This window comes from Thiocystis violacea, from assembly GCF_016583565.1.
GTDB classification, from domain to species: domain Bacteria; phylum Pseudomonadota; class Gammaproteobacteria; order Chromatiales; family Chromatiaceae; genus Thiorhodococcus; species Thiorhodococcus violaceus_A.
The window spans coordinates 17,386-44,228 of record NZ_NRRF01000044.1 but is presented as its reverse complement, the minus strand read 5'-3'; the positions used below and the strand labels follow the sequence as shown (position 1 = coordinate 44,228).

Sequence of the window (26,843 nt, the reverse complement as noted above, 5' to 3'; positions counted from 1 at the left end):
AATCACCAGCGCGCGGGGTGTTGATCCAGCCCTGTACGCGATGCGGCTTGAGATCGATCTCGCGTAAGAAGCGTCCGATGGAGTGCGCGGAGATGTCTTCGACGATCCCGCGCGCCTTGGCCTCTTCAGCCAAGTCCGCATGGGTCCAGCGCGCCAGCGTCACTCCCTCGCGGACCGCAGGCTCGCACGCCAGGGCAATGATGGCGCAGATCTGCTCGGGGGTGAAGGTCGGCGGCGTCCCCGAACGCGGCTCATCGCTCAGACGCTCGAGCACGGGTTGATCCGCGCGCTCGCGCCAGCGTCGGCGCCAGCGTTGGACCAACGAGCGACTGACCTGCAACGTGGCGGCCGTTTCGTGCATCCCCTTGCCGGCGTCGGCGGCGAGAATGATTCGGGCTCGGATCGCCAGTTGCTGCGCCGTGGTGTGCTGACGCACCAACGCCTCCAACTGGGTACGTTCTTTGTCGGTGAGGGAAACGGGAATCGGGGTGCAGCGTGGCATCGTGTCATCAACTCATCGGCGAAACTCAAGACAGATGAGTAGGATGCCATCGATCGCCCAGAAACAGTATTAGGACTTTCACTCTAGACCACTAGCTGCCCTGAATGTCTCAATCCCCTTTAGAACGGGTCTCTGATTCGAACATTCAATTCATTCCGTATCGGAGAGACATCATGGTCTCAATCCCCTTTAGAACGGGTCTCTGATTCGAACGCCGCTACCTCTACGCTGCCCTACTCGCCTAGCCGTCTCAATCCCCTTTAGAACGGGTCTCTGATTCGAACGCGGTATAAATACGTATACTCAATTCCCTAACAGAGTCTCAATCCCCTTTAGAACGGGTCTCTGATTCGAACATGGGGCCAGAGACCGTTGCAACACGAGTGGTGGTCTCAATCCCCTTTAGAACGGGTCTCTGATTCGAACCAAGCTGATCGCCAACGAAGAGCGCCACATGGGTCTCAATCCCCTTTAGAACGGGTCTCTGATTCGAACCCCCCGAGACCATGAAGCTCGCCGCGTAACATGTCTCAATCCCCTTTAGAACGGGTCTCTGATTCGAACATGGGGCCAGAGACCGTTGCAACACGAGTGGTGGTCTCAATCCCCTTTAGAACGGGTCTCTGATTCGAACACGCATCCATCGACGAAGCCCGCTATGCCGACGGTCTCAATCCCCTTTAGAACGGGTCTCTGATTCGAACTTCCGCAAGCGACAAAACCGCGGAGGCACGAATGTCTCAATCCCCTTTAGAACGGGTCTCTGATTCGAACTAATAATCGATACGGAATGACACCGGAACCATGTGTCTCAATCCCCTTTAGAACGGGTCTCTGATTCGAACTCCCGCATCGCATCGGAGCTTCGCGAAATGCGGTCTCAATCCCCTTTAGAACGGGTCTCTGATTCGAACATATTGAGCATTACGACTCCGAAGATCGCGGGTAGTCTCAATCCCCTTTAGAACGGGTCTCTGATTCGAACTTACATGATCGGCATGATATCTCGCAACATCTCGTCTCAATCCCCTTTAGAACGGGTCTCTGATTCGAACTACTGTCATTCACGGAAATCCCGGCGTTGGAAGTCTCAATCCCCTTTAGAACGGGTCTCTGATTCGAACGGTAGACGCCTTCACGGGGTACATCACAACAGGGTCTCAATCCCCTTTAGAACGGGTCTCTGATTCGAACACCAGCCAACAGGAGAAACCAATGTTCTACGCAGGTCTCAATCCCCTTTAGAACGGGTCTCTGATTCGAACATCGATAGACCAGTCTCAGCGCAACAGAACAAGTCTCAATCCCCTTTAGAACGGGTCTCTGATTCGAACTGGATGCGGGAGCAACCACAGACACAGGCGGAAGTCTCAATCCCCTTTAGAACGGGTCTCTGATTCGAACATCCACTTAACTGCGCATACGCTTCTGACTTAGATGTCTCAATCCCCTTTAGAACGGGTCTCTGATTCGAACTGAGAGAGAGAGTCAAGTAAGTCTAAGCTATCGTGTCTCAATCCCCTTTAGAACGGGTCTCTGATTCGAACATGCAAGGTGTTTGACTGTGAGGCATCAGCTCAGTCTCAATCCCCTTTAGAACGGGTCTCTGATTCGAACTGCTCGTTGCCGGAGAAGCTTTTTAATCAACGACTTGCGAGGTGGGTTCCCAGGATTTCGCGGAGCCGAAAAGTTCATGTGCAGCGTGCCGTGCGAGCGTCGAATCCTCCTCAACTATAGCAGGCCGGTGCGTCTCTAGGGAACGACCCTTCGGCTAGTGTCGAGCTGCACATCGGTCGCAATCTCCGCAGCACTCTGGATCAGATCCCGGCCCCGGGCATCGGCGGCGCGATACCGGGCCAGAAGGTCGATCTCGGGCGCGTTTAGAGGACCAGTCGACTCATCCAGGCAGAGCACCCAGGTCGGCGAAACCATGCCGAAGACCTTGGCCAGCAGGAATACCTCCTCGATACCCGGCCGGCGCAAGCCCTGCTCGTAGTTGCTCAGTCGAGACTTCTTCAATACCCCGCCGGTGCGGGCGGACAGATCGCTGAGAGACCAACCTAGAAGCTTCCGCGTCTCGCGGAGGCGCTCCCCGATCCGCTTGGTCAGCTCGGCGGAGTCGATGTCGAGGTATTCGTTGATGATGTCGTCCACTCGGTGTCCCTCATTGCCGCTGCCGCGCCCCGCAGGATCCGGGCGCCGCGCGTGGTGCGCGGGGTCGTCCGGCTCGTCAGCCGCTTCAGTGCATGGTCGCAGCGACGCAAGCGGCTCGATACGCCCGAACCTGCCGCAGCAGCTCGGGCCGATCCTCCAGCGCCCGCCCGAGGGCGGTGTCCAGGGACTCCCCGCCCATGCCGTCGCCGAACAGGATTGAGCGGATCGCCTCCGCGTCCGGGCAGTCGCACCAGGCCGCCTCGAAGCCCGCGAGCCATTCGCCCTGGGCCTCCAGGTCGTTCAACGGCGGGTAGAAGTCCGGGGCGTCGGTCCCGCCGATGCAGACGGCGTAGCCGGCGCCGTACCAGCCGAAGTCGGCGACGGCTTCAGGGAGGGGGGCTGGCATCGATTCCGCTCCATGTGAATGGGTGATGACAATCTTGGGTAAGTGAATATTCCTCAGAGTGATATTCTACGCAACAACGTCACGAGGCTGTTTCGTCCGTTTTCGCGGCGGCGCCCCCGGTTTTGGGGCCAACAGGAACGCGTGCAAGCCAGAGACAAGGGATGATGCAAGGGAACCACTCCGCGGCATTCGGAAAGCTCCAGCGCGACGACAATGGGGCCATCTCCGGTTGGCATCCGCTCGTAGACCATCTCATTGATGTCGCGAGTTGCTTCGTTCACCTGTGCGCCTGTCACTCGATACGGCGAGCGTTGGAACGCACGGCAGGTCGACGACTCAGCCTCCAAGACATCGCGCGGCTTGCCTGCCTGGTCTTCCTTCATGACATCGGCAAGGCCAATAGCGGATTCCAGGCGAAACGCTGGCTCAAGGGCGCCACTCCGGGTTGGCCGGCGCATGCTGGACACGGCCTGGAAGCAATCAAACTCTTTGACGAGACCCCCTTCCTCCAGGCGTTGGTCGCCCTGCTCCCGGTTGACGCGATCTGTACCTGGGGCGAGGCTGTCGAGCCGCTGCTGAAGGCCAGCATCAGTCATCACGGCCGTCCAATCATCGAGAATGCAGGCGATTGGAACCGCGCGATCTGGAAGCCCGTCGTCGGAGCGGATGGGAAGACCCTTTACGATCCGGCTCCCGTGCTCGAAGAGATTGGGCGACGCGCAACTGATCTTTTCCCGGAAGCCTTCGCGCCGAGCGGCGAGCCGTTGCCGGACGCGCCGGCCTTCGGCCATCTGTTCGCAGGATTGGTGCAACTGGCCGATTGGCTCGGCTCGGATACGGCGTTCTTTCCATTTTCGACACCCGGCGAGGATCGGGCAGAGACCGCGATCGATTGCGCGGAGCGTGCGATCAGGTCGCTGGGACTGGATGCCGACGACTGGCGCCATGCCCTGGGGACACTTTCACCAAGCTTCGCTCAGACCTTCGGCAATCCGCCTTATCCCATCCAGGCGGCGATGGATTCCTCGGACCTGGGGCCGCTGGTTGTCTTGGAGTCAGAAACTGGCAGCGGCAAGACCGAGGCGGCGCTCTGGCGCTTCGTGCACCTCTTCGCGCGTGGTGAGGTGGATAGTCTCTATTTCGCGCTCCCGACCCGCGTCTCGGCCAGCCAGGTCTACGAGCGGATTCTGACGGCGGTTGCACGCCTTTGGCCAACCAATCCGCCTGTCACCGTGCGCGCCCTGCCGGGCTACGCCAGCGCCGACGGCCAGGAACCCACAGCGCTCCCGGACTTCAAGGTCTTGTGGCCGGACAAACCGGAAGACGCGGAGGCGCATCGCCGCTGGGCGGCTGAGTCTCCCAAGCGCTTCCTAGCCGCGCCGATCGCCGTGGGCACGGTCGATCAGGCGCTGTTCGGCGCCTTGCAGGTGCGTCATGCCCACCTGCGGCATGCCCTTCTGGCGCGCAGCCTGGTCGTGGTGGACGAGGTCCACGCCTCCGATCCCTACATGACGGTCCTCCTGGAGCGTCTGCTTCAGGCGCACTTGGGATGCGGCGGCCATGCGCTGCTGCTGTCCGCGACCCTCGGTTCCAGCGCAAGGACGCGTTATCTCGCGCTTGGCCACGATTCCAGGTCGGCGCCTCCGGCCTTTCAAGCGGCGTGCGACGCACCCTATCCCGCACTGTCCGACCAGCTCGCCATGCGCGCCATCGACTCGACCATTCGCCCCAAGTCGGTCACCTGGATCTTGCGCGATCTCATCGACGATCCCGAGGCCATCGCCCGGCTGGCGATCGATGTCGCATCGGCGGGCGCCAAGGTGCTCATCGTGCGCAACACCGTCCCTGCGGCGCTCGCGGTCTTCCGCGCGATTGAACAACTCGCGCCCAACCTGCTGTTCGCAGTGAATGGGTCCAGAACCTTGCACCACAGCCGTTTCAGCCGCGAGGATCGCCCGTTGCTGGACGCCGCGATCCAAGCACAGCTCGGCAAGGAGCGCCCGCCTGGCGCGCGAATCGTTGTCGGTACCCAAACGCTGGAGCAAAGCCTCGACCTGGACGCCGATCTGCTCATCACCGATCTCTGTCCGATGGACGTGCTCTTGCAGCGTATCGGGCGGCTGCATCGACATCCGCGTCCGGAAGAGCAGCGCCCCGAGGCGTTCCGCTTACCGCAAGCCTGGATCCTGACGCCGCCGAATCATGATCTGTCTCCGCTGCTGCAAACTTCCCGGCATGGCCTGGGACCGTTCCGCGATGGCGACGGCATCTACCCTGACCTGCGCACCGTCGAGGCCACACGCCGCCTGATCGTTGAGCGTCCTAGCATCACGATTCCCGAGGATAACCGGGCGTTGGTCGAGGGGGCGACGCATCCGGATCGGTTGCAGGAAATGGAATCGCTGGGCGAGGCTTGGAAGCAGCTCGGCCAGAAGATCGAAGGACAGACCGGCGCCCAGCGCACCATCGCCCACCTCCACGGCCTGGAAATCGACAAGGCCTTCGACGCCCAACAGGGCTTTCCGACCGATCTCGACATTGCTACCCGCCTAGGTGTGCGCGACCGTCTGTTGACCTTCGATCTGGCTCCGCCCGGGCCATTCGGCCAGCCGTTGAAGCATCTGCCCGTGCGCCATTTCCTGGTGCCCAAGGGCATCGATCCGGACGCCCAACCAATGGGGGTGGAGGTCCAGGAGGGCACGATCCTGTTCAGTCTGGAGACAGCTCAGTTTCGCTATAGCCGCCTGGGACTGGAGAGGATCGACGGCTAATCAGCTAGGAGTCTGCGATGACGCTGCGTTATTCACTGCTCGACGAACCACTCATAGGCGCCCGCCTGGCGGCCGATGGCTCACGGGTTCACCTCAGCCTACCGGCGCTCTTGGTCGCCCTGGCCGATGATCGGATTCGCGACTTCCCGGCCTTGAGACCGCATCAACGCCACCCCTGGCATGCCTTCCTGGTGCAACTCGCGGCGATGGCACTGCATCAGGCTGGCCAGACCGCGCCCTTTACCGATGAGGCGGCCTGGAAAGCCGCGCTGTTGGCTTTGACGCCGGATGATCTGGACGGGGCGGCGTGGTGTGTGATCACGCCTCCCGAGCGCCCCGCGCTGATGCAAGCGCCTGTCCCAGAAGGAACGCTGAAGGCTTGGAAGAACCAGATCAATGCGCCGGATGAGTTGGACATGCTGGTGACATCAAAGAACCACGATCTCAAGGCGGCCCGCATGCGGCGATGCACGCCCGAGGATTGGCTGCTGGCCTTGATCAGCCTGCAGACCCAGGAGGGATTCCTTGGCGCAGGGAACTATGGGATCTCTCGGATGAACGGAGGATTCGCAAGTCGCCCCGCGCTGGGCGCGGTCCCACTTGGCGGCTGGGGCAAACGCTGGGCGCGGGATGTCCGACGACTTCTCAGTTGCCGCGCCGAGATCGCGCAGGACATGGCGCTCTGCGAGCAGGGTGGAATTGGCCTGGTCTGGCTGCGTTCTTGGAACGGGACCGACAGCCTCGCCTTCGCGGCGCTCGATCCCTTCTATATCGAGATCTGTCGCCGGATTCGTCTCGTCGAGTCCCCCAATGGAATCGCTGCAGTGGCCACTGGCAGCAAGGCTCCGCGAATCGAAGCCAAGAGCCGCAATGGTGTGACGGGCGATGCCTGGATGCCAATCGAGATCGGTGCGGGCAAGGCGCTCACCATTACCGGCAAAGGCTTTGACTACAAGCTCTCATCCGAACTGTTGTTCGGCCAGAAATTCCGCTCGCCGATCGCCCAGGAATTGATTGCGGAGGATGGCGCTCAAGGGATTGTGATGTTGGCGCGTGGGGTAACACGCGGACAAGGCAAGACCGAGGGTTACCACGAACGGCGGATTCCCATCTCACCGAAAATTCGTGCCTTCATGATTCAGAAGAAGACCGATGGGGTCGCGAAGATCGCGGAGGAGCGGGTCTCGGACATCAGCAAGATTCGCGGGGTGCTATGGACCGCCTTAGCGACCCTCTTCGAAAACGGCGAGCCGAAAGACAAGTTCGGTGACAGCGCGAAGGACAAGGCCAATCTCTTTGCCAAACCGTTCGAACACTTCGAGGACTCGCGCTTCTTCGACGGTCCGCTCGGACTGAACGAGGAGGTCGAATCCGAACAGCCCGAGGACGTCCGCCTGCGCTGGTATCTGGACATGGCGGAGCGGGCAAAGGCCATCCTCATCGACGCCTTTGACTCAGGGCCGCGCAGCGGTGAGCAACGCTATCGCGCCCGTGCCGCGGCCCTGAGCCGATTGCATGGCGGACTGCTCAGCGACAAGACCCTGCCAACCCTGGCTCACTACTACAAAGTGCAAAAGGACGCCAAGGAGACATCATATGTCCAGCCCTGAAACCGAGCCCCAAGCGCCTGCCAGCGCGGAGCGCGAAAGCTCACCGATCGCCAGGCTCGCCCAACTCATCGGTCAGGCCGCCCGTTTCAACGGCGACCTTTACGGCTTGGGCAAGGGTGAAAAAGCGGCCTTGGCTCGCCTTGACCCAGACGGCGAGCTTCGCCCGCATCAGATCGCCGCCCTGGCGCGTGCACTCATTCACGCTGGCCTTGAGCCCGAGAGTTGGCCGCCGGAAACCTGGCGGCGCTGGGCCTTGATCGCTCACGGCATGGCGCTGGCTGGTCATGCCAGCGGCTCGCTCGGGAATCAGCTCTGCACGGCCGGAGTGTCGGAGTCGCGAGTGACTAAGCTCCTCACCTCCCGAGGAGATGCCTTTCGCCAACTTCTGCCGCGCCTGCTGCGCCTACTCGCGTCGAAGGAGGTCGCCCCAAACTGGCACGAGCTTGGTTGGCTGATCCTGTCTGAAGGTCGGGATGAGGAAAAGGCGGAAGCCATCCGCATGCGCATCGCCGGCCGCTATTTCTACGCGCTCGCCAAATCCAACAAACAAGCCGCCTGAATGACCGACAAGGAACTGTAACGCCATGACGACTGAACCGCGTTTCATCCAGATCCACACCCTGCACACCTATCCCGCCGCGCTGATCAATCGCGACGATGCCGGACTCGCCAAGCGCCTGCCGCTGGGGAACGCCATGCGGACACGGATCTCTTCGCAATGCTTGAAGCGTCATTGGCGGATCGCCGACGACCGGTTTGCCTTGTCAGCGCTGGCGGTTCCGATGGCGATCCGCTCTCGGGGAACGCTGGAGCTGATCCGCAAGCGGATCGTCGAGGGCGGCGTCACCGAGACCCTGGCGCAAGCGGCGGTGGAGGCCTTGCGCAATGGCGGCTTGGTGGACAAGGCAGGAAAGGAGATGAAAGGTAACGATGCACTGAATACCGGTCAGGCCGTGTTGATGGGAAAAGCCGAAATCGACTATCTGGTCCAGCGCTGCATCGAGTCGGCGAGCGCAAGTGCGGACGAAAGCGCCGTGCGCATCACCGTGGCGAAAATGCTGAAGGACGAGAAGAAGAACATCGAGGCGCTAAAGCATGGGAGCGGTCTGGAATCGGCCCTGTTCGGTCGGATGGTGACATCCGACGTCCTCACCAGCCGGGACGCCGCGGTCTACGTGGCCCATGCCTTTACGGTGCATGAGGCCCAGGTCGAGAACGACTATTTCACCGTCGTCGACGATCTCCTTCAGGAAAGCGGCGAGCTGGGCTCGGCGGGCATCTTCGACACCGAGCTGGCCTCGGGGCTGTACTACGGCTATGTCGTGGTCGATGTCCGCCAACTGATCGAGAATCTGGAGGGCCTCGCGGCCAAAGAATGCTTCGCTGCCACGACGCCACCGGAGAAGCGCGCGTTAGCGGGGAAAGTCGTCGAACACCTCCTGCACCTGATCGCCACCGTCAGCCCCGGCGCGAAACGCGGTTCGACCGCGCCATTCGACTGGGCCAAGCTGATGCTGGTCGAGGCGGGTGATTGGCAGCCGCGCAGTCTGGCAGGCGCCTTTCACGATGCCCTGCCACTGTCGGCCCGGGATGAGAGGCCGATTCGCGAACGCGCCGTGGTCTGCCTGAGCGACGAAATCGCCAAGATGGACGAGGCTTACGGCGCGACCTTGACCCGCCGCGTGATGGCGCTCGATCCGGTCGAGATTCCGCAGGCCCAACGCCTCAATCTGAGCGCGCTCGCCACCTGGACCGCTGAGGCGATCGTGACAGGGGCGTGCTGACATGCCTCGCCATCTACTCCTGCGGCTGGAGGCGCCGCTGATGGCGTTCGGTGGGGAAACCATCGATAACTTCGGCATCATCCGCGACTTTCCGGCACTGTCGATGGTCACGGGACTGCTGGGCAATGCCCTGGGCTGGCGGCGCGAGGAAACAGAGAAACATGATCGATTGCAGGAGCGGCTTGTTTTAGGCGCGCGCTTGGAGCGCCAGGGAACGCGAATACAGGATTATCAAACCGCATTGCTGTTTGAGAATGATCAGGGATGGACAACCCAAGGCATTCCGGAAGGGCGTGCGAAGAGTCCTAGTTATGCGCCGCAGCCGGACGGCCGCAAGGCGTTGACCTTGCAGCGCTACCGCGACTACCACGCCGACCTGTCCATGCTCGTCGCTCTACGCCTCGAACCAACCGACGAGCCCCCGACGCTGGATGATGTGGCCACCGCCCTCGATCACCCAGCCCGCCCGCTCTTCATCGGCCGTAAGCCATGCCTCCCGAGCCGTCGGTTATTCGACGGATGGCACGAGGGCGAAAGCGTCTTGCACGTCCTGCGCTCCGTGCCCTTGCCAGTCGATGCGCCAGATGGCGCGCGGCTGCAATGGCCGGATGGCGAGGGCACCATGCCGGGTGACCGGGGTCTCGACCTCTGCGACGAGCGCAATTGGACCAGCGGCGTGCATGGCGGTTGGCGGCCGATTCGGGAAGGTCGGGTTCGGGTCGAGGAGAAACCGGCATGAGCCTTTACCTGCTGCACTGCTCGCCTGATCCCGAAGCCATGGCCATCTGGGCAACCCGCCATCGGCTGCTGTCGCCTGACGGTGATGATGGATATGCGTTGCATGCCCTGCTGACTGCGGCCTTTGGCGAGCAATCCCCCAAGCCGTTTCGCTACCTCGGCCCGCGACAGGGACTCTTGGCCTACTCAGATCAACCCCCGGCGGCGCTGCATGACAACGCGGCCCTGGCGACCCCTGATGTGGCGCGAGCACTGGGGTTGGATAGCCTCGCCGCGCGGCCGTTTCCGACCTCATGGAGTAAGGGCCAAGCGCTGAGTTTCGAGGTCCGAGTGCGCCCGGTACTCCGGGCAAAGGACGGTCGCGAGCGCGATGTCTTTCTGCACGCCATCGAAGCGGAACCGTCGCCTGAACAGCCCATCAACCGCGAAATGATCTACGCCGAGTGGCTACGAAAGCGGCTCGCTGAACACGGCGCCGCCCAGTTGCTTCAGGCCGGTATGGACGCCTTTCGGCTCAGTCGCGTGATCCGACGTGCCGGGTCTGACGAGGCCAGACAACGCAAAGCGCGCTCGTTCTCTGGCCCCGATGCCGTGTTCAAGGGCCAGTTGCACGTTGGCGATAGCGATGCCTTCACCCGCCTGCTGACGCGCGGTATCGGGCGGCACCGCGCCTTCGGTTTCGGCATGCTGTTGCTCAAGCCGGCCCGCTCATGCTGAAGGGACGACTCGGCCTTGAAACCTCGCGGATGCCCCATGCCGATCGGCATGGGCTGATCTGGTTTGAGCGTGGCGAGCTGTGCGTGATCGATGGCTGTCTGCATTTCTTCCAGGGCAAGGACTCACTGACACCCTCTGCGGTGCAGATCCCGCATCAAACCGTGTCGATGATCCTGCTCGGCCCTGGTAGTACCGTAACCCATGACGCGCTTCGCCTGCTCGCCAGGCACGGCACCTTGATGGCAGCGGTGGGCGAGGACGGCGTGCGCTGCTACACCGCGCCGCCTTTGATGCCGGACCGTTCCGACATCGCTCGCCGTCAGGCTGAATTGTGGGGTAATCCGCGTCGGCGCATCAGCGTCGCCCGCCGCATGTACGCCCTGCGCCTCGGCGAAGTACTACCTCATCGAGACCTGGATACCCTGCGCGGCATTGAGGGCTCTCGCGTCAAAGCAACCTATCAGTTGATGGCGCAGCGCTATGGAATCGACTGGAAGGGGCGGCACTACGATCGCGCCAACCCCAGCGCGACGGACATCCCCAACCAAGCGATCAATCACGCGGCGACTGCCGTTCAAGCGGCGGCGGCAATTGCTGTTCAGGCCGTTGCGGCGATCCCCCAGCTAGGGTTCATCCATGAGGATTCGGGGCAGTCGTTCGTACTGGATATCGCCGATCTGTTCCGGGACACCATCACTCTGCAGGTTGCTTTCACGGTCGCGAAGAAGGCCGAGACGGACAGCAAGACGGTCGATCGCTTGGTCAGGCGCGAAGCGGCGACCGTGTTTCGCAAGCAGGATGTAATCCCCTCGATGATCGATCGCATCAAGCAAGTCATCCGCATGGAGGAGACCGATGCCTCTGGTCATGATCGTAACGCGTGATGTCGCCGACCGATACCGTGGATATCTCGGTTCGCTCATGCTGGAGGTTGCTCCAACGGTCTACATCTCACCGCGCATGAATCCGGGTGTGCGCTCTCGCACCTGGGGGGTCTTGACGGCTTGGCACACAGCGGAGCCGACAGGAAGCATCGTGATGGTGTGGCGGGATGTGAATGCAACAGGGGGTATTGGTATCGCGACGCTGGGGACGCCGCCGAGAGAACTGGTCGATATCGACGGACTGTGGCTGGTGCGAAAGTCTTTGTAAAAGCGCTCTTTGAAAACTAATGTATCTCCCGTTTTTCTCTTGTAGGGTATGCGCTTAACTGCAAGAGGTTCCCCCGCGCTCGCGGGGATAGGCCCCACCACCAGGCGCCCGACAGGGGCGATGCTCCGGTTCCCCCGCGCTCGCGGGGATAGGCCCCAGCCAAGCCTACGCAAATAATGCCATTACTGGGTTCCCCCGCGCTCGCGGGGATAGGCCCCATGATCCAAGGCATCCAAGCCAACATCTCAGGGTTCCCCCGCGCTCGCGGGGATAGGCCCGCAGACGGCGCATGGAGGCAGAAGCGCGGCGCGGTTCCCCCGCGCTCGCGGGGATAGGCCCCGGCCATTTCGCAGCGCTCCTTCACGCCGCGCGGTTCCCCCGCGCTCGCGGGGATAGGCCCGCCATCAGCACACCAGCGACCCATTCATTGAGGGTTCCCCCGCGCTCGCGGGGATAGGCCCCTGTAAGCGTTTTTGCGGTAATTGTCCTGGATGGTTCCCCCGCGCTCGCGGGGATAGGCCCGATCAAATCCAGGCGCTTGGACTCGGCGGTTTGGTTCCCCCGCGCTCGCGGGGATAGGCCCTGACGAGAGAAGCCTGAATTTGGGTCGTAGAAGGTTCCCCCGCGCTCGCGGGGATAGGCCCTGTCAAGGATTTAGGTTGTCGGCCGTGTTCGCGGTTCCCCCGCGCTCGCGGGGATAGGCCCCACGGATTGTCCGAGTAATTGATCTCGCACAGGGTTCCCCCGCGCTCGCGGGGATAGGCCCGCCGAAATTTACCGGAGATGGCACGCCGACCCGGTTCCCCCGCGCTCGCGGGGATAGGCCCACAGCCCGAACGTCGTCGCTGGAATGCCGAACGGTTCCCCCGCGCTCGCGGGGATAGGCCCTCATTCCCGATGACCATGGCGGTCAAGCGAATGGTTCCCCCGCGCTCGCGGGGATAGGCCCCCATCGGATGACTTTTGCGCCTCCAGCTTGCGGGTTCCCCCGCGCTCGCGGGGATAGGCCCGATCGCCTCGGATGCTGCGCTCCAGGGCGAGAGGTTCCCCCGCGCTCGCGGGGATAGGCCCAGGCCAGGTTGGTGAACGACATCGGGCACGCCGGTTCCCCCGCGCTCGCGGGGATAGGCCCAATCCTTAGTATCCATAAACCCACCATGCATTGGTTCCCCCGCGCTCGCGGGGATAGGCCCTCTACGGGGCCAAGGTATGAACGCGCCACTGGGGTTCCCCCGCGCTCGCGGGGATAGGCCCCCATGGACAAGCTGGGGCGGGTCTCTGATCAGGGTTCCCCCGCGCTCGCGGGGATAGGCCCAAATCGGCGTGTCGGACGACCGCGCGAGTCATGGTTCCCCCGCGCTCGCGGGGATAGGCCCCACGGCGCCACGGTGCGCGCCATCGCGGTCGAGGTTCCCCCGCGCTCGCGGGGATAGGCCCTGGTCGAGGTCATGGATCGCCCGTCGATCACCGGTTCCCCCGCGCTCGCGGGGATAGGCCCATTGACTACCTCCACGGCCCCGTCACGTCGACGGTTCCCCCGCGCTCGCGGGGATAGGCCCCGCTGGGGCCTGACCTGCTGCAGCCCCGAGTGGGTTCCCCCGCGCTCGCGGGGATAGGCCCCACCGCGCCCACTGCCGATGCCGTCGTCCCACGGTTCCCCCGCGCTCGCGGGGATAGGCCCGCCCAATTCGTCGCGATCGTCGACCATCACCTGGTTCCCCCGCGCTCGCGGGGATAGGCCCGCTAGCAATCGCGGATGGCAAGCAGGCGGGGCGGTTCCCCCGCGCTCGCGGGGATAGGCCCAAAGTCGCAAGCCGCTCCGCCTCTGCTCTCGCGGTTCCCCCGCGCTCGCGGGGATAGGCCCCTGATACCAGAGGTGGTACCGCTTGAGGTTCAGGTTCCCCCGCGCTCGCGGGGATAGGCCCGTCCCGGCCGTCAGATTCTCGGATGCGATGATGGTTCCCCCGCGCTCGCGGGGATAGGCCCAAAGGCGGCGCTCCGCATGACCTTGAAGTCGTGGTTCCCCCGCGCTCGCGGGGATAGGCCCGCCACGTCCTCGAGTGCATCCAGGGTGAGCTTGGTTCCCCCGCGCTCGCGGGGATAGGCCCCCGTGCGACTGCACCAACTCATTGGCCGCCGTGGTTCCCCCGCGCTCGCGGGGATAGGCCCGATATCGAGGTATGCCCACCGCTTCCTCCAGCGGTTCCCCCGCGCTCGCGGGGATAGGCCCGTGACCAACCTGATCTAAGCGAGACGAGCGCCGGTTCCCCCGCGCTCGCGGGGATAGGCCCTGCTCGCACACATGCTCGGAGTGTTTGATGGAGGTTCCCCCGCGCTCGCGGGGATAGGCCCTTACGCACGACCACGACGCCCATCTGATCGAGGGTTCCCCCGCGCTCGCGGGGATAGGCCCTGCAGGACCAGGCTCGGGCGCAGACCTCGGCGGGTTCCCCCGCGCTCGCGGGGATAGGCCCGCCGGAGCATCGCCCACCCCCGCCTGCCCAGCGGTTCCCCCGCGCTCGCGGGGATAGGCCCCGTTCACGCTAGCGACGCTAGACGGTTTTAGCGGTTCCCCCGCGCTCGCGGGGATAGGCCCACGCTCAAGGCTGACAGCGGCGAGCCACCGACCGCTGCCGATCCGCCATTCCACTGCGGAGCGATGCTTGCAGCAGCGGCCCCGTGCCGAGGTTGATCATGATGGTGGTCTGACGCGGGGTAACAGGCTCGCACTAGAGCGCATCCGCCCGCGCGCGCTGCTACCCAACCTCGCAGCCACGCTGACGCCGCGCGCGCGGGCGGTCGAGACCCCGCCGTCAGGCGGGGGCGAGTCGCGCGCGTGGAAGCTGGGTGCCACTGCGCTTGAGTCGGGCGGCGAGGGTCGATTCAGGCGCGGTGCTCGCTCTTCATCGAGCGCGCAAGCAATGCCAGCGCTTGCCGGCGTCCGCTTGAACGCAGTTAAGCGGCGCCTGTCACTGGTCTGTCAGCCGGAGGGCGGTGGGCGGGCATATGAATCGGTCGTGACCGGCGCCCGCCTTGCCAGCGCCTGCCGGGGCCGCTACCCCAGAATCGAGGACAAGGCGCCGGTGGGTGCTGCGATGCAAGGCGGGTGACGGGCACGCTCCACGCCTGAGACGATGAGTCGGAGTGCGGAGCGGAGTGCCGACCGGCGACCCCGGCGAGCGCGGTGTTTGCGCTGGCCGGGGGCGATGGCCGGCGCCTGCGGGCCGAGGTCGAGCGATGCCCTGTGAGATTCGGTCGCGACTGGCGCGGCGCCTGCCAGGGCCAGCGGGGGCCGCCTCAACGAGATCAACCACTGCGGCGCCCGGTGGACCTGCTGAGCAGGCGCCGTGACAGGCGCGCTCCTCAGCTTCCAGGACGATGAGTTGGACCACTGAGCGCCGTGCCAGCCGTGGAGGCAGGGCGCGCGGACTCAGGGCGTGCCGGGATGCGCAGTCCAGGGATGGCGAGCACAGCCCGGCGCCCTGGCCGCGCGCGCTGCCGGAGCGGTTGGCGCAAGCGGGGCCGATGCCTGCGGTGAGCTTGAGCCGGACGTTCCCCCCAGCGGGGGGGTAGGGGGGAGATGTCCACGCAGGTCGCGGCAATTCTTCCCCCTTGAGGGGCTAGGGGGTGATCGAAAGTAGCGGGCTGACGGTGCGGGGAAGGAGTGACCGGCGCTGTTTGCCGGGCACGACCCCGCGCCGGCAGACCTACCTTGGAGCGCAGCGACCCCTCGGGGCGCGGGTGCTCCCGCATCTCAAATCGGTCGTGGCCGCCCGGCTGTTGGCGTTGTTTGCCAAGAGCCGGGCGGCCACGCTCAACCCACCCCCAGCGGGGGCCGGGGGGGAGATGTCCACATCGGTCGTGACGGGCGCGGCGCTTGCCCAGGGTGGCCGGTGCCGCCACCACATGAATCAAGCGGCGGCTCCGGGCGCGCTGGATCTGCAAGCGCCGTGACCGGCACGCTCCTCCTTTGCCTGCATGAACTGGTACAGTGCGTCCCTTTTGCTCGCTGTATCTCCATGGCTCGTTCCGCTCGTAAGTCCACGAAACCTAGTGCCCGCAACGGCTCTGCGGCGTTTGCGATTTTCAACCGCTTTCCGATGCGTGTTTGGCTCGCGAAGTTACGTGACGTCGCCGCAGGCTTGGGCATCATCAGCGCCGTATCCTTCACGCCGCAGTCGATCGTGGAGCGGCTGCCCGAGAACGGGCAAGAAGCATTCGCTATCGCCACAGACATCCGTGCCTTGCTGGTGGATGTAGCCGGGGATACCGGCACCTGGCTTGGGGATCTGCTCGGGTCTCTGGCCGACCATGACCTCGAAGTTCCGGCGAGCATCAAAGACCTGGGGGCATGGTTGCCCGAGTTTCGGTTGCCTGACCTGCCCGAGCTTCCTTGGGCCGAGCCTAAAGCCGTTGACGGCAAAACGCTGCCGACAACGGCAGGATCTTTCTCGACGGCGAAGGATTACCTATACAACAAGGTCTACTTCGATCACCGCGAGACTTTCTACTGCGGATGCCGCTACAGCGATAAGGGTGCCATCGATCTCGGGAGTTGCGGCCTTACCAGCTTATCCAGCGTCAGCCGGGCCAGGCGGGTCGAGGCCGAGCACGTTTTTCCGGCGGCCCAGTTTGGACAGTCGCGCCAGTGTTGGCGTGAGCCAAAAGCCTTCAAGGAGTGCAGCAAAGACAATGGCGAAACGCTATCCGGTCGCGACTGCTGTCAGCGCGTCGATCCGGTATTCGAGGCCGCTCATAACGATCTCATCAACCTCTATCCTGCCGTCGGGCAGATCAACGGTCAGCGGTCGAACTACAACTGGGGCATGGTCAGCCGCGGGGAGCGCTTCGGAGAATGCGAGATCCGCATCGATTCGAGCATCCGCAGAGTTCAACCACCCGCTGACGTTCGCGGAGACATCGCCCGGACCATGCTCTACATGCGCGACACCTATGGGTTTCGATTGAGCAGCCAGGACCAGCAGCTATACAAGGCATGGAACAACGGGGATCCTCCCGATGCCTGGGAGATCGAGCGAGACAAGCGCATCAAGGCGATCCAGCGACATGGTAACGAGTACGTGGAGAACTTCCGAAAGCTCTGATCGCGAGCAGTTGCCGCAGCAGTTCGGGCCGGTCGGCAAGGGCACGCGCAAGGACCTCCTCGACCGGTTGGCTCCGGGGATCCTGCTCCAGGCCGGGACACTCCGGAAGCTCCGCCCAGGCTCCCGCGAATCCGGCGAGCCATTCACGTTGCGCCTTGCAGTCGCCGAGCGGCGGAAAACAGGCCGGGTCGATGATGCCATCGAAGACGGCTGAGCCAGCGTCGAACCAAGTCAGCTCAAAGTCGTGGTCGAAGATGGGCATGGTGCGACCTCATGGGTTCGTTGGAGCCCCAACGCTCTGGCACCGGTGGTCGTTGATGATCGAGTGGGTCCGAATGGCGGTGCAGGAGACGAGGATACGACGGGCGAGGATGACCTCGGCGCGGTCGAACTCGCCGACGGCGAGCGTGCTGGTGGCCGATTCGATGGCGTCATTGATCGTCTGCAAGTCGGCGCCGGTGAGCAGTTCGCCATCTAGGACGCGGCGCTCGATCGCATGAACGCGCGTCAGGCTCTCACGATTCCTGGCGTCGAGTTCATCCTTCAGAAGGTCATGCAAGCATGCGAGATCCATCAGTGGTGTCTCCATGTCCAGGGCTGTTGCTGATCGCCCGGCTTCTCCCAGATCCCACGCCCTGCAGTCTTGGCCTGCTCCTGTGCCGCATAGAAGCGGGATTCGTTGCAGTAACGAGGATAAACGGCCGCGCGACCCGCCGCGACCATTGCCAGATTCAAGCTGGTCTCACCATCGAACACCTCGCCGACGATGCGACCATAGCGGTCCTTGTCGTGCTCCACCAACCGGACGGTGGACGGGGCAATCCTGCGCAGATAGTCACGGCTCTCGGTGCCCCAGGGCCGCTGTCCCATCTCCGGCGTGTCGATACAGTAGAGCCGGACTTTGACCTTCTCGGCGCCGCAGGTGGCGCGGAGGGTGTCGCCGTCATAGATGCTGTTGATCATGCACTCGGGCGGCTTTCTCGTGTTGAACGAGATCGTGTCACCCAGGATCCAGGGTGCGGCGATGCCGATGCCAGAGAAGGCCCAGAACAGGGCGAGGCGTTGGTGACGCGGAAGGAGTCGATGCCAGGGGATGCGAAGACGGGTCATGTCTGATGTTACGTTATAACGTAATTTTTTCGATCGGCTTGAATTCCCTTATACAAGAGATCGTGTCAACTCGTTGCCGCTGACGCCGCAGCCTGGTCTGCTGACGGCGCCACGCCATGCAGCTGTTGGCGCTCAGGATGACCTCCTCCGGAGCCCATCCAGTGCGATGCTCAATCGAAAATCCCAGCACAGCGACGGCGGGCTGCTGCGACACAGAGCGCACCGCGAGGACAGTGCACCGCATCAATGTCGGTGTGTTCAGAATACTGGGATCGTCGGCAGATGCTTCTTCAGCCATTCTCCTGGCTGCTGAATCAGCCATGGACCAACCGTCCTCAAGTGCTCAATCGTCTGTCCGTTGACGATTGGGACACAAAACCCGTCGACACACACCTGGCCCTGCTGAATGTGGTCGATGTGAAAATCAGAGTAGGGATACTTCTCGTCGGTTCGGGCGCGACCGATCGCGTTGGTGATGCAGATATGCAGTCCCTCACCCTGCCTTACGATCTCGCGAAATGAATCCCGTTCTCCGTGGACGTTAAAGGCGTCGCGACAGAATTTCGAGTCCGTCAAAGGAACCTTGATTTGCGCCAAGTAGGGGTTGATCGGCGCGACCGGCCCGCGTGTCAAACCGATCATGTGAGTCAGCGCCACAGCCGGATCGACGACGGCGCAGAACATGCCCTTGGAGCCCGTTCCTGAATAGACGCTTTCGATGAGCCTCACCAGCGACCAGATACCGAAAGGGACCATCCGGTGATGGAGCCGGCGCAAGGTCGCTGTGGAATCCGGGTTTGCGGCGAAGCGCTTTGAGAGTTCATCGTCATCGAGCGGGGGTTCATGGACGGCCACGAAGGGGAAGAGCAACATCTTCCCAGGCGTCTTCGCCGCGTTGCTGCGCCGAACGACCGCTTGAATCTCAGCCGGCAAGCCGGACAGCGGCGGTTTGTACGCGCCGCCAATCGGCGCGCGCGTCGTTGATGCAGGCGGTGCGGTCGCGACGGGCTGCGCGCTGAGTGTCGCGACGCGGGGACTGACGGGGTGCAGACGACCGAGGTCGACCAAGCGGGGCGGCCCGCCCGCCCCATCCAGCACCCAAATGGCATGATCGAGCGAGGCGATGGTCATGCGTCCCACGACATTGTCGGCCTGCGTCTGGTAGCGCCGATTGACCACGTCGAAGTCGCGTTTGTAGCTGAGCACCGCGTTGGCCGTCTGCGGGCCGTATACCGCAGTCTCCTGGCTGGCCGCTTCCGGGACAAGATACCGAAGCCGCACGAGCGCGGCCTGGATGCGCGCCACATGTTCGCCTCGGGATCCGGGCACGACGTGAGCAGCGTCGTTGACGAGACAAGCCTGAAGCGCTGGGTTGTCGGCGAACAGTTGTGAGCGCAGTGCCATCGGTCGGACTCCCGTCGCGTGCCATTTCAGTCAGGACAAGAAACGCCTGAGATCGTCGTCATAAGGATAGACCCCATGACCCTGCGCGTTCTGCGAGCCCGCCGTTCTAGAGATTGCGCGATCCACCAACACAGAGAAACAAGCGGGGCTTCTGAACTGGAAGTTGGCCGGGTCGTTTTGACTGTCGAGGACGAACGGCCTGGCCGCCGGGAATATACGGCGGAGTGATCCTCTACAGAGAAGGTTACCGACAACCTAGAAGTGCGTTTGTCCGTTCAAACAGGCAACGCCAACGGTCCGAACCAAGATCAAGGAATGCTCGGATAGACGAGCACGTTGCGTCAGGATCTTCTCGCCGAATTCACCGAAGAGTGCGCAACAACCGCGACGCGGGCGCTCTCTCCGAGCGCCTGGTGCATAGACACATCAGAACTGAAGGTGACACGCAATGATGTCATCAAGCTGCTCGATCGTTGCCCCTGGAGGCAATTCCTGCATTTCAGCCGAAATGTCTGACAGCTTGCTTTGCATGAACTGCTCTTCAGTTGTTGGCACCTCGAGCGGCAGCCTGAACAGGATGTTCTCTTTGGCCATCGTCCGCTTTGGCAAACTCCTGGAAGCCCAAGCTCCAATGCGCACACCTGCATATAGGATGCGTGCCTGAGCTTCGGAGCAACCGCCAGCGCGGCAGGCATGGAAGAACATCGCGTCAGCCTCTTTCCGCGAGACTCCATGCGTATTGCAGGCGATATCGTGGACAACCGATGCGCGGCGATAGTCGTCAGTGTAAGGGCTCCCCACAGTCGACCAGAGCGGGCGAGGAATACTTGCGCCGTTGATCGTCTCTCCTTTGGGTGCAGGCCACACCCGTCCGGCGGGGTCTGTGAAGGAGAAATCCTCCAGTAGCAGCATGTTCCGGTCTTCATCGTGAAGATCAGTCAACCATTCCGTCTTCGGATTCCCAGAGAAGGTGCCGTGCGACATTTTGAATACCTCAGTTGCCTCCTGTTAATGCTCAAAGCGAACTTACCGCTATACCCTTGTCGGCCGTGCTGTTTCGTACACATTCAAATCTTAGCTCATGGGAAGCCGTTTGGCAGGTAGGCGCTGAAAAGAGAGGCAACGAGCATTGAACTATCGCAAACATTCCGTTTGCGGTCGTTTACTACATCAACGCAACCAGCGTTTGAGGAGTTCGGACGTCTCCGCGCCGCGCGACTGAACAGGATCCAGGTCCGGAAGCTTCGCGCCCGGAGCATGCCGGACCTGAAAGACCAGATCGACGTTGCTCAAGGTGCGCCCCGTGAGCCCCTGCAGGATCTCGGGAGACGCATAAGCGAAGGTGAGCGCGTCGCTGGTGACCTCCAACGTCGGCGATTTCGCCCTGACGCCCTCCGCCTGCGCCGTGCCGAGGAGGAAGACCGCGCCGACTTGGCTCAGGGTTGCGGCTCGCCGCTGGAGTTCCCCGACGCTCACCAGGGCGCCCTGTACCGTGGCGGTCGAGGTCTGGATCGGCTCCCCCTTGGTCAGCTCCGCGTGGCTGCTATACCAGTCGCAGGTGCTGCCCGCGCAGAATGAGCGCGGGCCGTCGTCGGTCGCGAGGATGAGCCCCTGAGCCGCCCAAGGGCCGACCACCGCATAGGTTCCTGAGATGTCCCGGTCGGTGCGGTTGTCGCGCCCGCTGACCTTGATGCTGAAGCGATAGCTGCCCTTGTCGCGGTCATACTCCGAGCGGGCAGCCTCCAGGTCTCCCAGCGCCCCACGGATCAGCCCAGCGGTTCCCTTGCCGGTTGCCGCCAGCGGCATCATCACGACGCCGAGCAAGGCGACCACAACCAGAAACGCCAACTCGCCACCCTTCGCGACCTCCATCCGATAGTCCGGATTGCCGGGCAGGACGCAGCGGATCCGCGCCGGCCAGAACCAGGCCACGCCCGACTTGGTCATCATGTCCGCCCAGGAGTGCGAGACCCAGCCGGTGATCAGGGCCAGAGCGAAGCCGAATGGCAGCAGCCAGAACGCCAGCCCGCCCGCGACGAGCTGGACCAGCAGCGAATGGGTCATGCTACGGTGCCCGAAATACTGCTCCAGCATGCTCGATGTCAGGCGCAGGATTCGCCCGATGTAGCTTGCGCGGCTGTCGAGATCCGGCAACGCGGCGCCGAGCAAGGCAACCACCGCTTCCTCGGCGGCCGGGGGGTGCGCGGCCACCACGCAAGCGGTCAGATAGGCGGTCTGGGCAAACAGGAGATGGGTCGGCGTCAGCATCTCACCGTCTCCGCAGCTGCATCATCCGCCCGAAGTACAACAACAAATAGAACATGCTGGTCCCCACTCCCGCCATCACCATCAGCTCCTTCATGCCCATCCCGCGCGAGATGTACCTAAGCGCCATGAAACCGACCGAGACGATCACCAGCACCGGGGTCATGTCGAGATAGGACAGCGCGGCCTCGTGGCTCAGCTCGCGCAGGGTTCGACGGGTCACGGAACGCTCGACCAGCGCGAGATCCAGCAGACCCTGGACGGCAGCCGGGATGCCGCCCGAGTCCCTTACCACAGCGCGCACGAAGGCGCGGCGGACCCTTGGCGTTTCGAACGCCACCGGATGCACGGCAAGCCACTGCTCAACCCAGTCGCGCACATCGGGACTGACCAGCGGCTTGAGATCCACCGTGAGCTGGAATTTCCAGAGCAACCGCTGGATCCGCGCGCGCCGGTTGTCGGCGTCGAGCGCGGCGCAGAGCTGGCAGTGCTCGGCGAGCTGTCCCAGGATCTCGGCTTGGGTCGGCGGAACCTCCAGCGATGAGACGAACAGGATGACGTCGTCGCGGCGTTCGAGTGAGCGCAGCAATAGAGCCATCTGATCGGCCACCGGCTCGCGTGAGAGCGAGCGGCGGATGTGCTTGAACTCCACCCGGCCCGTCCGCTCGGCGATCACCCGGTAGCGCGGTGGAATCAGCCGCTCGGGCACCTCAAGGCCAATGGCCTCGTGGATCTGCTCGGCCAAATCGGCGGTGAGCTGCTTCGGCGTGCTGACCGAGGGGGCCAGGCAGATCCGTTGCCCCGCTAGTCCTGCGCGAACCCGCGCCAATAGCGCCCGCTTGCCGATCCCGGCTCGGCCTTTGACGATGATCGAAGAACCGGCCAACAGGGCGCGGGTGATCTGGGCGATCTCGAGCCGCCGACCAACGAATATCGATGTGGAGGCTTGAGCATCTGCGGCCTGGTCAGGGGCCAGCTGATCGTCGGTGCTGTCTGGCGCGTCCCCCGCCGAGCTCATCGCGTCATCGCCTCGAACAGAACCCGTAGCCGCTGCCATTCTTGCCCCCCGTAGTGGCGGGCCAGGGTCAGGCGCCGAGTGTCGAGCTTCGCCGCCTCCTGCTCCCATTGGTGCTTGGCGGTCTGGAAGGATTGCGCGGCGGACCACAGCGAATCGGCCGGATCAATCCCCTGATCGACGCGCTCTTGCTGGTAGGTAAGCTGATCGCGCGCAAACTGGTGCGCGGCATCCAGCGCCCGGACCTGGTGCGTCTGCTCGCACAGGGCTTGGACGTCGGCGAGCAGCGCCGCGCGTGTCGCGTCCTCCTTCGCAACGGCGGATGCCTTGTCCTTCGCTGCTTGGATCTGCGGGGTCCGGTCCCACAGCGGGATCTTCACGCGGATCGCCGCGTTCGGGCCTGCGGCCCCGCTCTCGAAGGTTTCGGTGATCGAATAGCCGACGGTTACGCTCGCGTCCCACGGCTTTTTCCTGCGCTGCTCGGCGTAGATGTCGCGCTCGGCCAGCAGGACAGGGTTCGTCTGGCTGACGAGGGTCAAGGCTTCCTCGAGCCGTTCGGCGCCGGGGCACTCGGCGCAAAGTGCCTGGGTGAAGAGCATCAGGCCAGCGAAAGTGAGCAAGGCCTTCATCGGAGCAAGAGCGCTTCTGAATTGCGGCGATAGTAGTCTCGCCAATCGTCCGCTCGCTCGTGCCCAAGTCCGGCGAGAGCACGCGCCTCGTGCTGCGTCAGCCCCGCTATCGCGTAGAACAGGGCCGCCAACTCCTCGAAGCAAGCGCACGCGAGCGAGTAGTTGTCGTAAGCGTCGTGATGCGCCTTGGGCAGCTGCTGGCTCCAATGCTCCCACAGCACCTCGTCGCACTCTTCCTGATACGCGGTGATCATTGCCCTGAGCGCCGGCTTGACCTTCTTGGCGTTGATCGACATCAGCCAGCCCGAGAGCTTGTTGAGCGGAATGCAGCAGACCTTGCGCCGCTGATCATCGCCCGGCATCTGCATCACGATATTGGTGACGCGGAACCGCTGTTGATTGGCCATCAGCTTCTTATGTTGCGCCTGCCAGGTGAGCCCCATGCCCTCGGCAATGGGCCTGATTGGCGTATAAGGCTTGCCGTCGTAGTCGAGGACATAGAGCGTGGTGTCGCGGAAGGAGATGGCGCAAAGATGGATCGTCGGACCAGACATGACGTACTCCCTTCGTGTCAATGCCTGCCGAAAGGGCGGCAGGCCGCGTGAGGTTGTCACAACCGGCAACGGGACCGGCCATCCATGCGGATGCCTCACACAGCCCGCCAATGGGCGGACAGAACCCGCCTTGGACGAGGACCCGTTGACGCGAGGGTGACAGCCCCGATCAGTATCATAGATATTTTGTATGCTATGATTAGATTTATTAAATAATAAATACACAATACGGCAATATTCAAGCTATTCAGGCGTCTTTTGGACTGAAAATCTCTCGGTTCTGCGCCGCCGTCCTCGCTGCTCCGCTCCCCGTTACCAGCGCCGCGCAATACCCAAGGCCACGAGGTCCGCACTGCCGCTGTAGTCCGCGGCTGGATGCGTGCCGCTCCTATCGCCAAACCAGAGATGGGCATAGCTCAGGTTCAGCGCCCAGGACCCGTCCTGGTAGCCCAGCCCGCCCGCCAGCCAGACCCGGTCGCTATCGGGCAACCGCGCCGAGCGGTGCGCTGCGTCGGACACTGGCGACTGATCCCAGGCGGTGCCGAGCCGCCAGATCCAGGGGCCGCGCCGGTACTCTCCGCCGAGCGCCAGGCGCCAGGTGTCGCGCCAGGCGTGGTCTTCGGTGAGGGTCTGGCCGTCGGCCAGCTCCACGTCCAGCGCCTGCAACCGACTCCAGCGCGTCCAGGTCGCGCCGCTCAACAGGGACAGGTCTGGGCGCAGATCCCACTTGGCCCCAGCCGACAAGGTTTCCGGCGTGGTGACGGCCACCCGCGAGGACACCGACCCCGACGGTAGACGGGTTCGCCCGTCGAGGTCGTGATGCACGGCGGAGGAATAGGCGAGCCCCAAGGCCAGCCGCGGATTGGGGGCCCACAATCCCCCGAGCGACCAACCCAGTCCGACGTCCTTGCCCTCGATCTCGACGCGGCCATCTCGTCCGTGCAACGGATAGGCGCTCGTCAGCGTTGCCTCGAACGCCTGGGCGAAGACACCCGCGCCCAGTCGCAAAGTCGGCGCGGCCTGGTAGGCGCCGGCCAGATGCGCCCGGGCGGTCTGGATCTCCGAATGCAGGGCGTAGTAGCGCCCGGCCCAGTCCTCCGGGTAGTCGGTCGCGAGCCCGAAGGTGGAGTAGAGCCCGATCCCAATCCCGCGCGAGGCGCCATAGAGCGTCGGCACCGCGGCCGGCTCCCCGGCGTCCTCGGGCTGGATGTCGTTGCGAATCAGATGGAGAGAGGCGCTGACCGCGCTCCGCTTCGGCAGCGCGGCCGGATTGAAGCTCACCGCCTCGGGACCCGTCACGGCGGCCTGGCCAGCGTAGGCACGACCGAGCCCGGCCGCATCGCGCTCGACAAGCGCGAATCCGCTCGCATCCACGGTCCCGCTTGCGAGCAGCATCACCGCGCCTGCGGCAGCTCGCCCGGCGCCTGCGCCTGCGCGCGTCCGCGCGGCAACTCGCCGCGACCGGCGGCAGCCGATGCCCTGCACCTGCGGCAGGCCCAGTGCAACCAGCGCAGGGTTGGTCCAGGGAGAGGCCGTGGCGCAGGGTGAGCAGTCTGCCCGAGCGACCATCAGGCGGTCTCCCGGCGTGACGTCAGCCGTTCCAGCCAGCCGGCCTCAAGCGGGAGCCCACGCATCCGGCGGGCGAGCTGGTGGAGACGATGATCGGCGCCGTCCTGCAGATAGGCGTAAGCCGCGGCCTGCAGTTCGTCGATGTTGTCGATGTTGTCCATCTCGGCCAGCCGGTCAGAGATGGCGGTCTGGAAGCGCCAGTAGTTGTGGGCGGGCAGCAGAGTCCGGGCAGTGACGTGGTCGGTCCCGACGGCACCGGTCATGAGCGCCGTCAAGATCGCCGATCCGTGCCCGAAGATGGTCTTGGGGATCGTCGTCTGTCCCTCGGGCGGTGCACCGGTGCCGAAGCTGGCAACCACAACGTCCTCTATGGGTATCGCCTTGCGGTGCGGCTGGTGGCTCAGCGCCTCCGAGATCGCCAGGACTACCGGGTTGTTGGCGGTCATCCCGCCGTCGGCGAGCGGGTGCTTGACGCCCGTCTCGTCGGTGACCATCAGGTGAGGGTCGAAGAACAGCGGCGCGGCCGCGCTCGCCCGGCAGACCTCCCACACCGGGAGTGCCTTGTGGTCCTCGCGCTCAGAGGAAAAGACGTGGACCTGAAGCGCCTGGATGTCATAGCTCATCGCCATCACGGGCCGCCCGAGATCCCCGAGGCGGGCATCACGGAAGATCGAGCGCAACATCGTCTCGAGCCCCACGGCGTCGTACTTCGCCGCGAGCCCGACCCGATTGGCAAAGCGCCGACCGTGGTCCTTGAGCGAGACCGGCTTGGCGAATGCCACCGCTGCACTGTCGCTCCAGATCTGGCGCAGCTCTCTGGCATCCATCCCCATCGAAAAAGCGCATCCCATCACGGCTCCGATCGAGGTTCCCGCGATCAGATCGACGTGAGCATGAATCGGCCCCTTGAGGTAGTGCTCCAGGCGCTCGACCCAGACCACAGAGAGGATGCCCCGCACCCCGCCACCGTCGAGGGTCAGGATGCGGTAAGGCTTGCGACGCAGACCGAGGGATTCAGCGATGCTCATAGGTCTAGCTCCTCCTGCTTCGGGATGAAGGAGGTCAGGACCGGACCACGCTGCGCGGTGAGCAGATTCTTGACTTGCTCTAGGGCTTCCTCGTCGCCGTTGGTGATCTCACATTCCAGCGCGATCGAAAGCTTGCCCTCGTCGGTGACAACGATCTTGCGGATGTGGGTATCCAACTCGGCGCTGCGAGCAGGGAACCGGAGGACCTGGCCGCGATCGTTGCTAGTGGTGTAGGTGCGTTCGCCCATGGCGTGGATCTCCTGTCATCGTGGATGGATGCCCGTCTCTCCGGGCTGTCACGCCTGATCGCGGGTCGGGGGTGCGAGGGTG

The 26,843-nt window shown here is 63.7% G+C and carries 24 protein-coding genes and 2 CRISPR repeat arrays; of the genes, 9 read left to right on the top strand and 15 right to left on the bottom strand.

Annotated features, from left to right (window positions below; translation table 11 throughout):
- From CKO23_RS16575 to CKO23_RS16565, 3 genes are all read right to left on the bottom strand, one after another.
- Window positions 1-502: helix-turn-helix domain-containing protein (locus CKO23_RS16575; RefSeq protein WP_200332930.1), on the bottom strand; the 502-nt coding region annotated here is incomplete at its 3' end.
- A 106-nt stretch (window positions 503-608) separates the two neighbouring features.
- Window positions 609-2,119: a CRISPR direct-repeat array (repeat unit 37 nt; unit sequence GTCTCAATCCCCTTTAGAACGGGTCTCTGATTCGAAC).
- Window positions 2,120-2,254: 135 nt separating this feature from the next.
- On the bottom strand, window positions 2,255-2,656 hold the full coding sequence (locus CKO23_RS16570) for a helix-turn-helix domain-containing protein (RefSeq protein WP_346014624.1): 402 nt from the start codon (window positions 2,654-2,656) through the stop codon (window positions 2,255-2,257).
- An 85-nt stretch (window positions 2,657-2,741) separates the two neighbouring features.
- Window positions 2,742-3,062: a histidine kinase gene (locus CKO23_RS16565; RefSeq protein WP_200332929.1), complete on the bottom strand. Its 321-nt coding sequence runs from the start codon at window positions 3,060-3,062 to the stop codon at window positions 2,742-2,744.
- A 161-nt stretch (window positions 3,063-3,223) separates the two neighbouring features.
- On the opposite strand from CKO23_RS16565, the gene cas3 reads away from it, so the two are divergent.
- The 9 genes from cas3 to CKO23_RS16520 all read left to right on the top strand — a co-directional run bounded on the left by cas3 (window position 3,224) and on the right by CKO23_RS16520 (window position 16,939).
- On the top strand, window positions 3,224-5,833 hold the full coding sequence (gene cas3 / locus CKO23_RS16560; RefSeq protein WP_200332928.1) for a CRISPR-associated helicase Cas3': 2,610 nt from the start codon (window positions 3,224-3,226) through the stop codon (window positions 5,831-5,833).
- 17 nt (window positions 5,834-5,850) lie between these two features.
- Window positions 5,851-7,443, top strand: a complete 1,593-nt coding sequence (locus CKO23_RS16555) for a type I-E CRISPR-associated protein Cse1/CasA (protein WP_200332927.1) — start codon at window positions 5,851-5,853, stop codon at window positions 7,441-7,443.
- On the top strand, window positions 7,430-8,002 hold the full coding sequence (gene casB / locus CKO23_RS16550; protein WP_200332926.1) for a type I-E CRISPR-associated protein Cse2/CasB: 573 nt from the start codon (window positions 7,430-7,432) through the stop codon (window positions 8,000-8,002). Before CKO23_RS16555 ends, casB begins: the two co-directional genes overlap by 14 nt.
- 25 nt (window positions 8,003-8,027) lie before the next feature.
- The gene (gene cas7e, locus CKO23_RS16545) at window positions 8,028-9,227 is read left to right on the top strand and encodes a type I-E CRISPR-associated protein Cas7/Cse4/CasC (protein WP_200332925.1); all 1,200 of its coding nucleotides are present in this window, start codon (window positions 8,028-8,030) and stop codon (window positions 9,225-9,227) included.
- 1 nt (window position 9,228) lies between these two features.
- Entirely contained in the window at window positions 9,229-9,966 is a 738-nt protein-coding gene (gene cas5e / locus CKO23_RS16540; protein WP_200332924.1) for a type I-E CRISPR-associated protein Cas5/CasD, read from the top strand.
- The gene (gene cas6e, locus CKO23_RS16535) at window positions 9,963-10,682 is read left to right on the top strand and encodes a type I-E CRISPR-associated protein Cas6/Cse3/CasE (protein WP_200332923.1); all 720 of its coding nucleotides are present in this window, start codon (window positions 9,963-9,965) and stop codon (window positions 10,680-10,682) included. The genes cas5e and cas6e overlap by 4 nt, the downstream gene beginning before the upstream one ends.
- Complete coding sequence (gene cas1e / locus CKO23_RS16530) at window positions 10,676-11,566, top strand: type I-E CRISPR-associated endonuclease Cas1e (RefSeq protein ID WP_200332922.1); 891 nt, start codon at window positions 10,676-10,678, stop codon at window positions 11,564-11,566. The genes cas6e and cas1e overlap by 7 nt, the downstream gene beginning before the upstream one ends.
- Entirely contained in the window at window positions 11,538-11,834 is a 297-nt protein-coding gene (cas2e, locus tag CKO23_RS16525; protein WP_200332921.1) for a type I-E CRISPR-associated endoribonuclease Cas2e, read from the top strand. The genes cas1e and cas2e overlap by 29 nt, the downstream gene beginning before the upstream one ends.
- Before the next feature lie 66 nt (window positions 11,835-11,900).
- A CRISPR array of direct repeats spans window positions 11,901-14,430; the repeat unit is 29 nt; unit sequence GGTTCCCCCGCGCTCGCGGGGATAGGCCC.
- A gap of 1,354 nt (window positions 14,431-15,784) precedes the next feature.
- Window positions 15,785-16,939, top strand: coding sequence for an endonuclease (locus CKO23_RS16520; protein WP_346014623.1), 1,155 nt, complete (start codon window positions 15,785-15,787; stop codon window positions 16,937-16,939).
- Here CKO23_RS16520 and CKO23_RS25305 read toward each other — a convergent pair.
- From CKO23_RS25305 to CKO23_RS16460, 12 genes are all read right to left on the bottom strand, one after another.
- Window positions 16,884-17,201, bottom strand: a complete 318-nt coding sequence (locus CKO23_RS25305) for a histidine kinase (protein WP_207168583.1) — start codon at window positions 17,199-17,201, stop codon at window positions 16,884-16,886. The genes CKO23_RS16520 and CKO23_RS25305 overlap by 56 nt on opposite strands.
- 9 nt (window positions 17,202-17,210) lie before the next feature.
- A complete protein-coding gene (locus CKO23_RS16510) occupies window positions 17,211-17,513 on the bottom strand; it encodes a hypothetical protein (RefSeq protein WP_200332919.1) in 303 nt (100 codons plus the stop codon).
- On the bottom strand, window positions 17,513-18,049 hold the full coding sequence (locus CKO23_RS16505) for a thermonuclease family protein (RefSeq protein WP_200332918.1): 537 nt from the start codon (window positions 18,047-18,049) through the stop codon (window positions 17,513-17,515). The genes CKO23_RS16510 and CKO23_RS16505 overlap by 1 nt, the downstream gene beginning before the upstream one ends.
- A gap of 258 nt (window positions 18,050-18,307) precedes the next feature.
- Complete coding sequence (locus CKO23_RS16500; protein ID WP_200332917.1) at window positions 18,308-19,453, bottom strand: peptidoglycan-binding domain-containing protein; 1,146 nt, start codon at window positions 19,451-19,453, stop codon at window positions 18,308-18,310.
- A 426-nt stretch (window positions 19,454-19,879) separates the two neighbouring features.
- Complete coding sequence (locus tag CKO23_RS16495) at window positions 19,880-20,437, bottom strand: DUF1353 domain-containing protein (protein WP_200332916.1); 558 nt, start codon at window positions 20,435-20,437, stop codon at window positions 19,880-19,882.
- Between the two features lie 186 nt (window positions 20,438-20,623).
- The gene (locus tag CKO23_RS16490) at window positions 20,624-21,721 is read right to left on the bottom strand and encodes a metal-dependent hydrolase (protein ID WP_200332915.1); all 1,098 of its coding nucleotides are present in this window, start codon (window positions 21,719-21,721) and stop codon (window positions 20,624-20,626) included.
- 1 nt (window position 21,722) lies between these two features.
- Window positions 21,723-22,736 carry a hypothetical protein gene (locus CKO23_RS16485; protein WP_200332914.1) on the bottom strand — a complete coding sequence of 338 codons (1,014 nt, stop codon included), beginning with the start codon at window positions 22,734-22,736 and terminating at the stop codon, window positions 21,723-21,725.
- Entirely contained in the window at window positions 22,733-23,362 is a 630-nt protein-coding gene (locus CKO23_RS16480) for a TolC family protein (protein WP_200332913.1), read from the bottom strand. Before CKO23_RS16480 ends, CKO23_RS16485 begins: the two co-directional genes overlap by 4 nt.
- Window positions 23,359-23,916 (bottom strand): phage antirepressor N-terminal domain-containing protein, encoded by a 558-nt coding sequence (locus tag CKO23_RS16475; protein WP_200332912.1) that lies wholly within the window; start codon window positions 23,914-23,916, stop codon window positions 23,359-23,361. The genes CKO23_RS16480 and CKO23_RS16475 overlap by 4 nt, the downstream gene beginning before the upstream one ends.
- A 312-nt stretch (window positions 23,917-24,228) precedes the next feature.
- Window positions 24,229-25,311, bottom strand: coding sequence for an OmpP1/FadL family transporter (locus CKO23_RS16470; protein WP_200332911.1), 1,083 nt, complete (start codon window positions 25,309-25,311; stop codon window positions 24,229-24,231).
- A gap of 173 nt (window positions 25,312-25,484) precedes the next feature.
- Window positions 25,485-26,513: a patatin-like phospholipase family protein gene (locus CKO23_RS16465; protein ID WP_200332910.1), complete on the bottom strand. Its 1,029-nt coding sequence runs from the start codon at window positions 26,511-26,513 to the stop codon at window positions 25,485-25,487.
- The gene (locus CKO23_RS16460; RefSeq protein ID WP_200332909.1) at window positions 26,510-26,761 is read right to left on the bottom strand and encodes a hypothetical protein; all 252 of its coding nucleotides are present in this window, start codon (window positions 26,759-26,761) and stop codon (window positions 26,510-26,512) included. The genes CKO23_RS16465 and CKO23_RS16460 overlap by 4 nt, the downstream gene beginning before the upstream one ends.
- Window positions 26,762-26,843 lie beyond the last annotated feature (82 nt).

Coding starts and splice junctions, on each gene's coding strand:
- casB (WP_200332926.1), top strand. CDS start 7,430: ATGTCCAGCCCTGAAACCGAGCCCCAAGCGCCTGCCAGCGCGGAGCGC.
- CKO23_RS16510 (WP_200332919.1), bottom strand. CDS start 17,513: ATGGATCTCGCATGCTTGCATGACCTTCTGAAGGATGAACTCGACGCC.
- CKO23_RS16465 (WP_200332910.1), bottom strand. CDS start 26,513: ATGAGCATCGCTGAATCCCTCGGTCTGCGTCGCAAGCCTTACCGCATC.
- CKO23_RS16460 (WP_200332909.1), bottom strand. CDS start 26,761: ATGGGCGAACGCACCTACACCACTAGCAACGATCGCGGCCAGGTCCTC.
- CKO23_RS16495 (WP_200332916.1), bottom strand. CDS start 20,437: ATGTCGCACGGCACCTTCTCTGGGAATCCGAAGACGGAATGGTTGACT.
- cas3 (WP_200332928.1), top strand. CDS start 3,224: ATGATGCAAGGGAACCACTCCGCGGCATTCGGAAAGCTCCAGCGCGAC.
- CKO23_RS16500 (WP_200332917.1), bottom strand. CDS start 19,453: ATGGCACTGCGCTCACAACTGTTCGCCGACAACCCAGCGCTTCAGGCT.
- CKO23_RS16505 (WP_200332918.1), bottom strand. CDS start 18,049: ATGACCCGTCTTCGCATCCCCTGGCATCGACTCCTTCCGCGTCACCAA.
- cas5e (WP_200332924.1), top strand. CDS start 9,229: ATGCCTCGCCATCTACTCCTGCGGCTGGAGGCGCCGCTGATGGCGTTC.
- CKO23_RS16565 (WP_200332929.1), bottom strand. CDS start 3,062: ATGCCAGCCCCCCTCCCTGAAGCCGTCGCCGACTTCGGCTGGTACGGC.
- CKO23_RS16480 (WP_200332913.1), bottom strand. CDS start 23,362: ATGAAGGCCTTGCTCACTTTCGCTGGCCTGATGCTCTTCACCCAGGCA.
- CKO23_RS16475 (WP_200332912.1), bottom strand. CDS start 23,916: ATGTCTGGTCCGACGATCCATCTTTGCGCCATCTCCTTCCGCGACACC.
- cas2e (WP_200332921.1), top strand. CDS start 11,538: ATGCCTCTGGTCATGATCGTAACGCGTGATGTCGCCGACCGATACCGT.
- cas1e (WP_200332922.1), top strand. CDS start 10,676: ATGCTGAAGGGACGACTCGGCCTTGAAACCTCGCGGATGCCCCATGCC.
- CKO23_RS16485 (WP_200332914.1), bottom strand. CDS start 22,736: ATGAGCTCGGCGGGGGACGCGCCAGACAGCACCGACGATCAGCTGGCC.
- cas7e (WP_200332925.1), top strand. CDS start 8,028: ATGACGACTGAACCGCGTTTCATCCAGATCCACACCCTGCACACCTAT.
- CKO23_RS16470 (WP_200332911.1), bottom strand. CDS start 25,311: ATGCTGCTCGCAAGCGGGACCGTGGATGCGAGCGGATTCGCGCTTGTC.
- CKO23_RS25305 (WP_207168583.1), bottom strand. CDS start 17,201: ATGCCCATCTTCGACCACGACTTTGAGCTGACTTGGTTCGACGCTGGC.
- cas6e (WP_200332923.1), top strand. CDS start 9,963: ATGAGCCTTTACCTGCTGCACTGCTCGCCTGATCCCGAAGCCATGGCC.
- CKO23_RS16555 (WP_200332927.1), top strand. CDS start 5,851: ATGACGCTGCGTTATTCACTGCTCGACGAACCACTCATAGGCGCCCGC.
- CKO23_RS16490 (WP_200332915.1), bottom strand. CDS start 21,721: ATGCTGACGCCGACCCATCTCCTGTTTGCCCAGACCGCCTATCTGACC.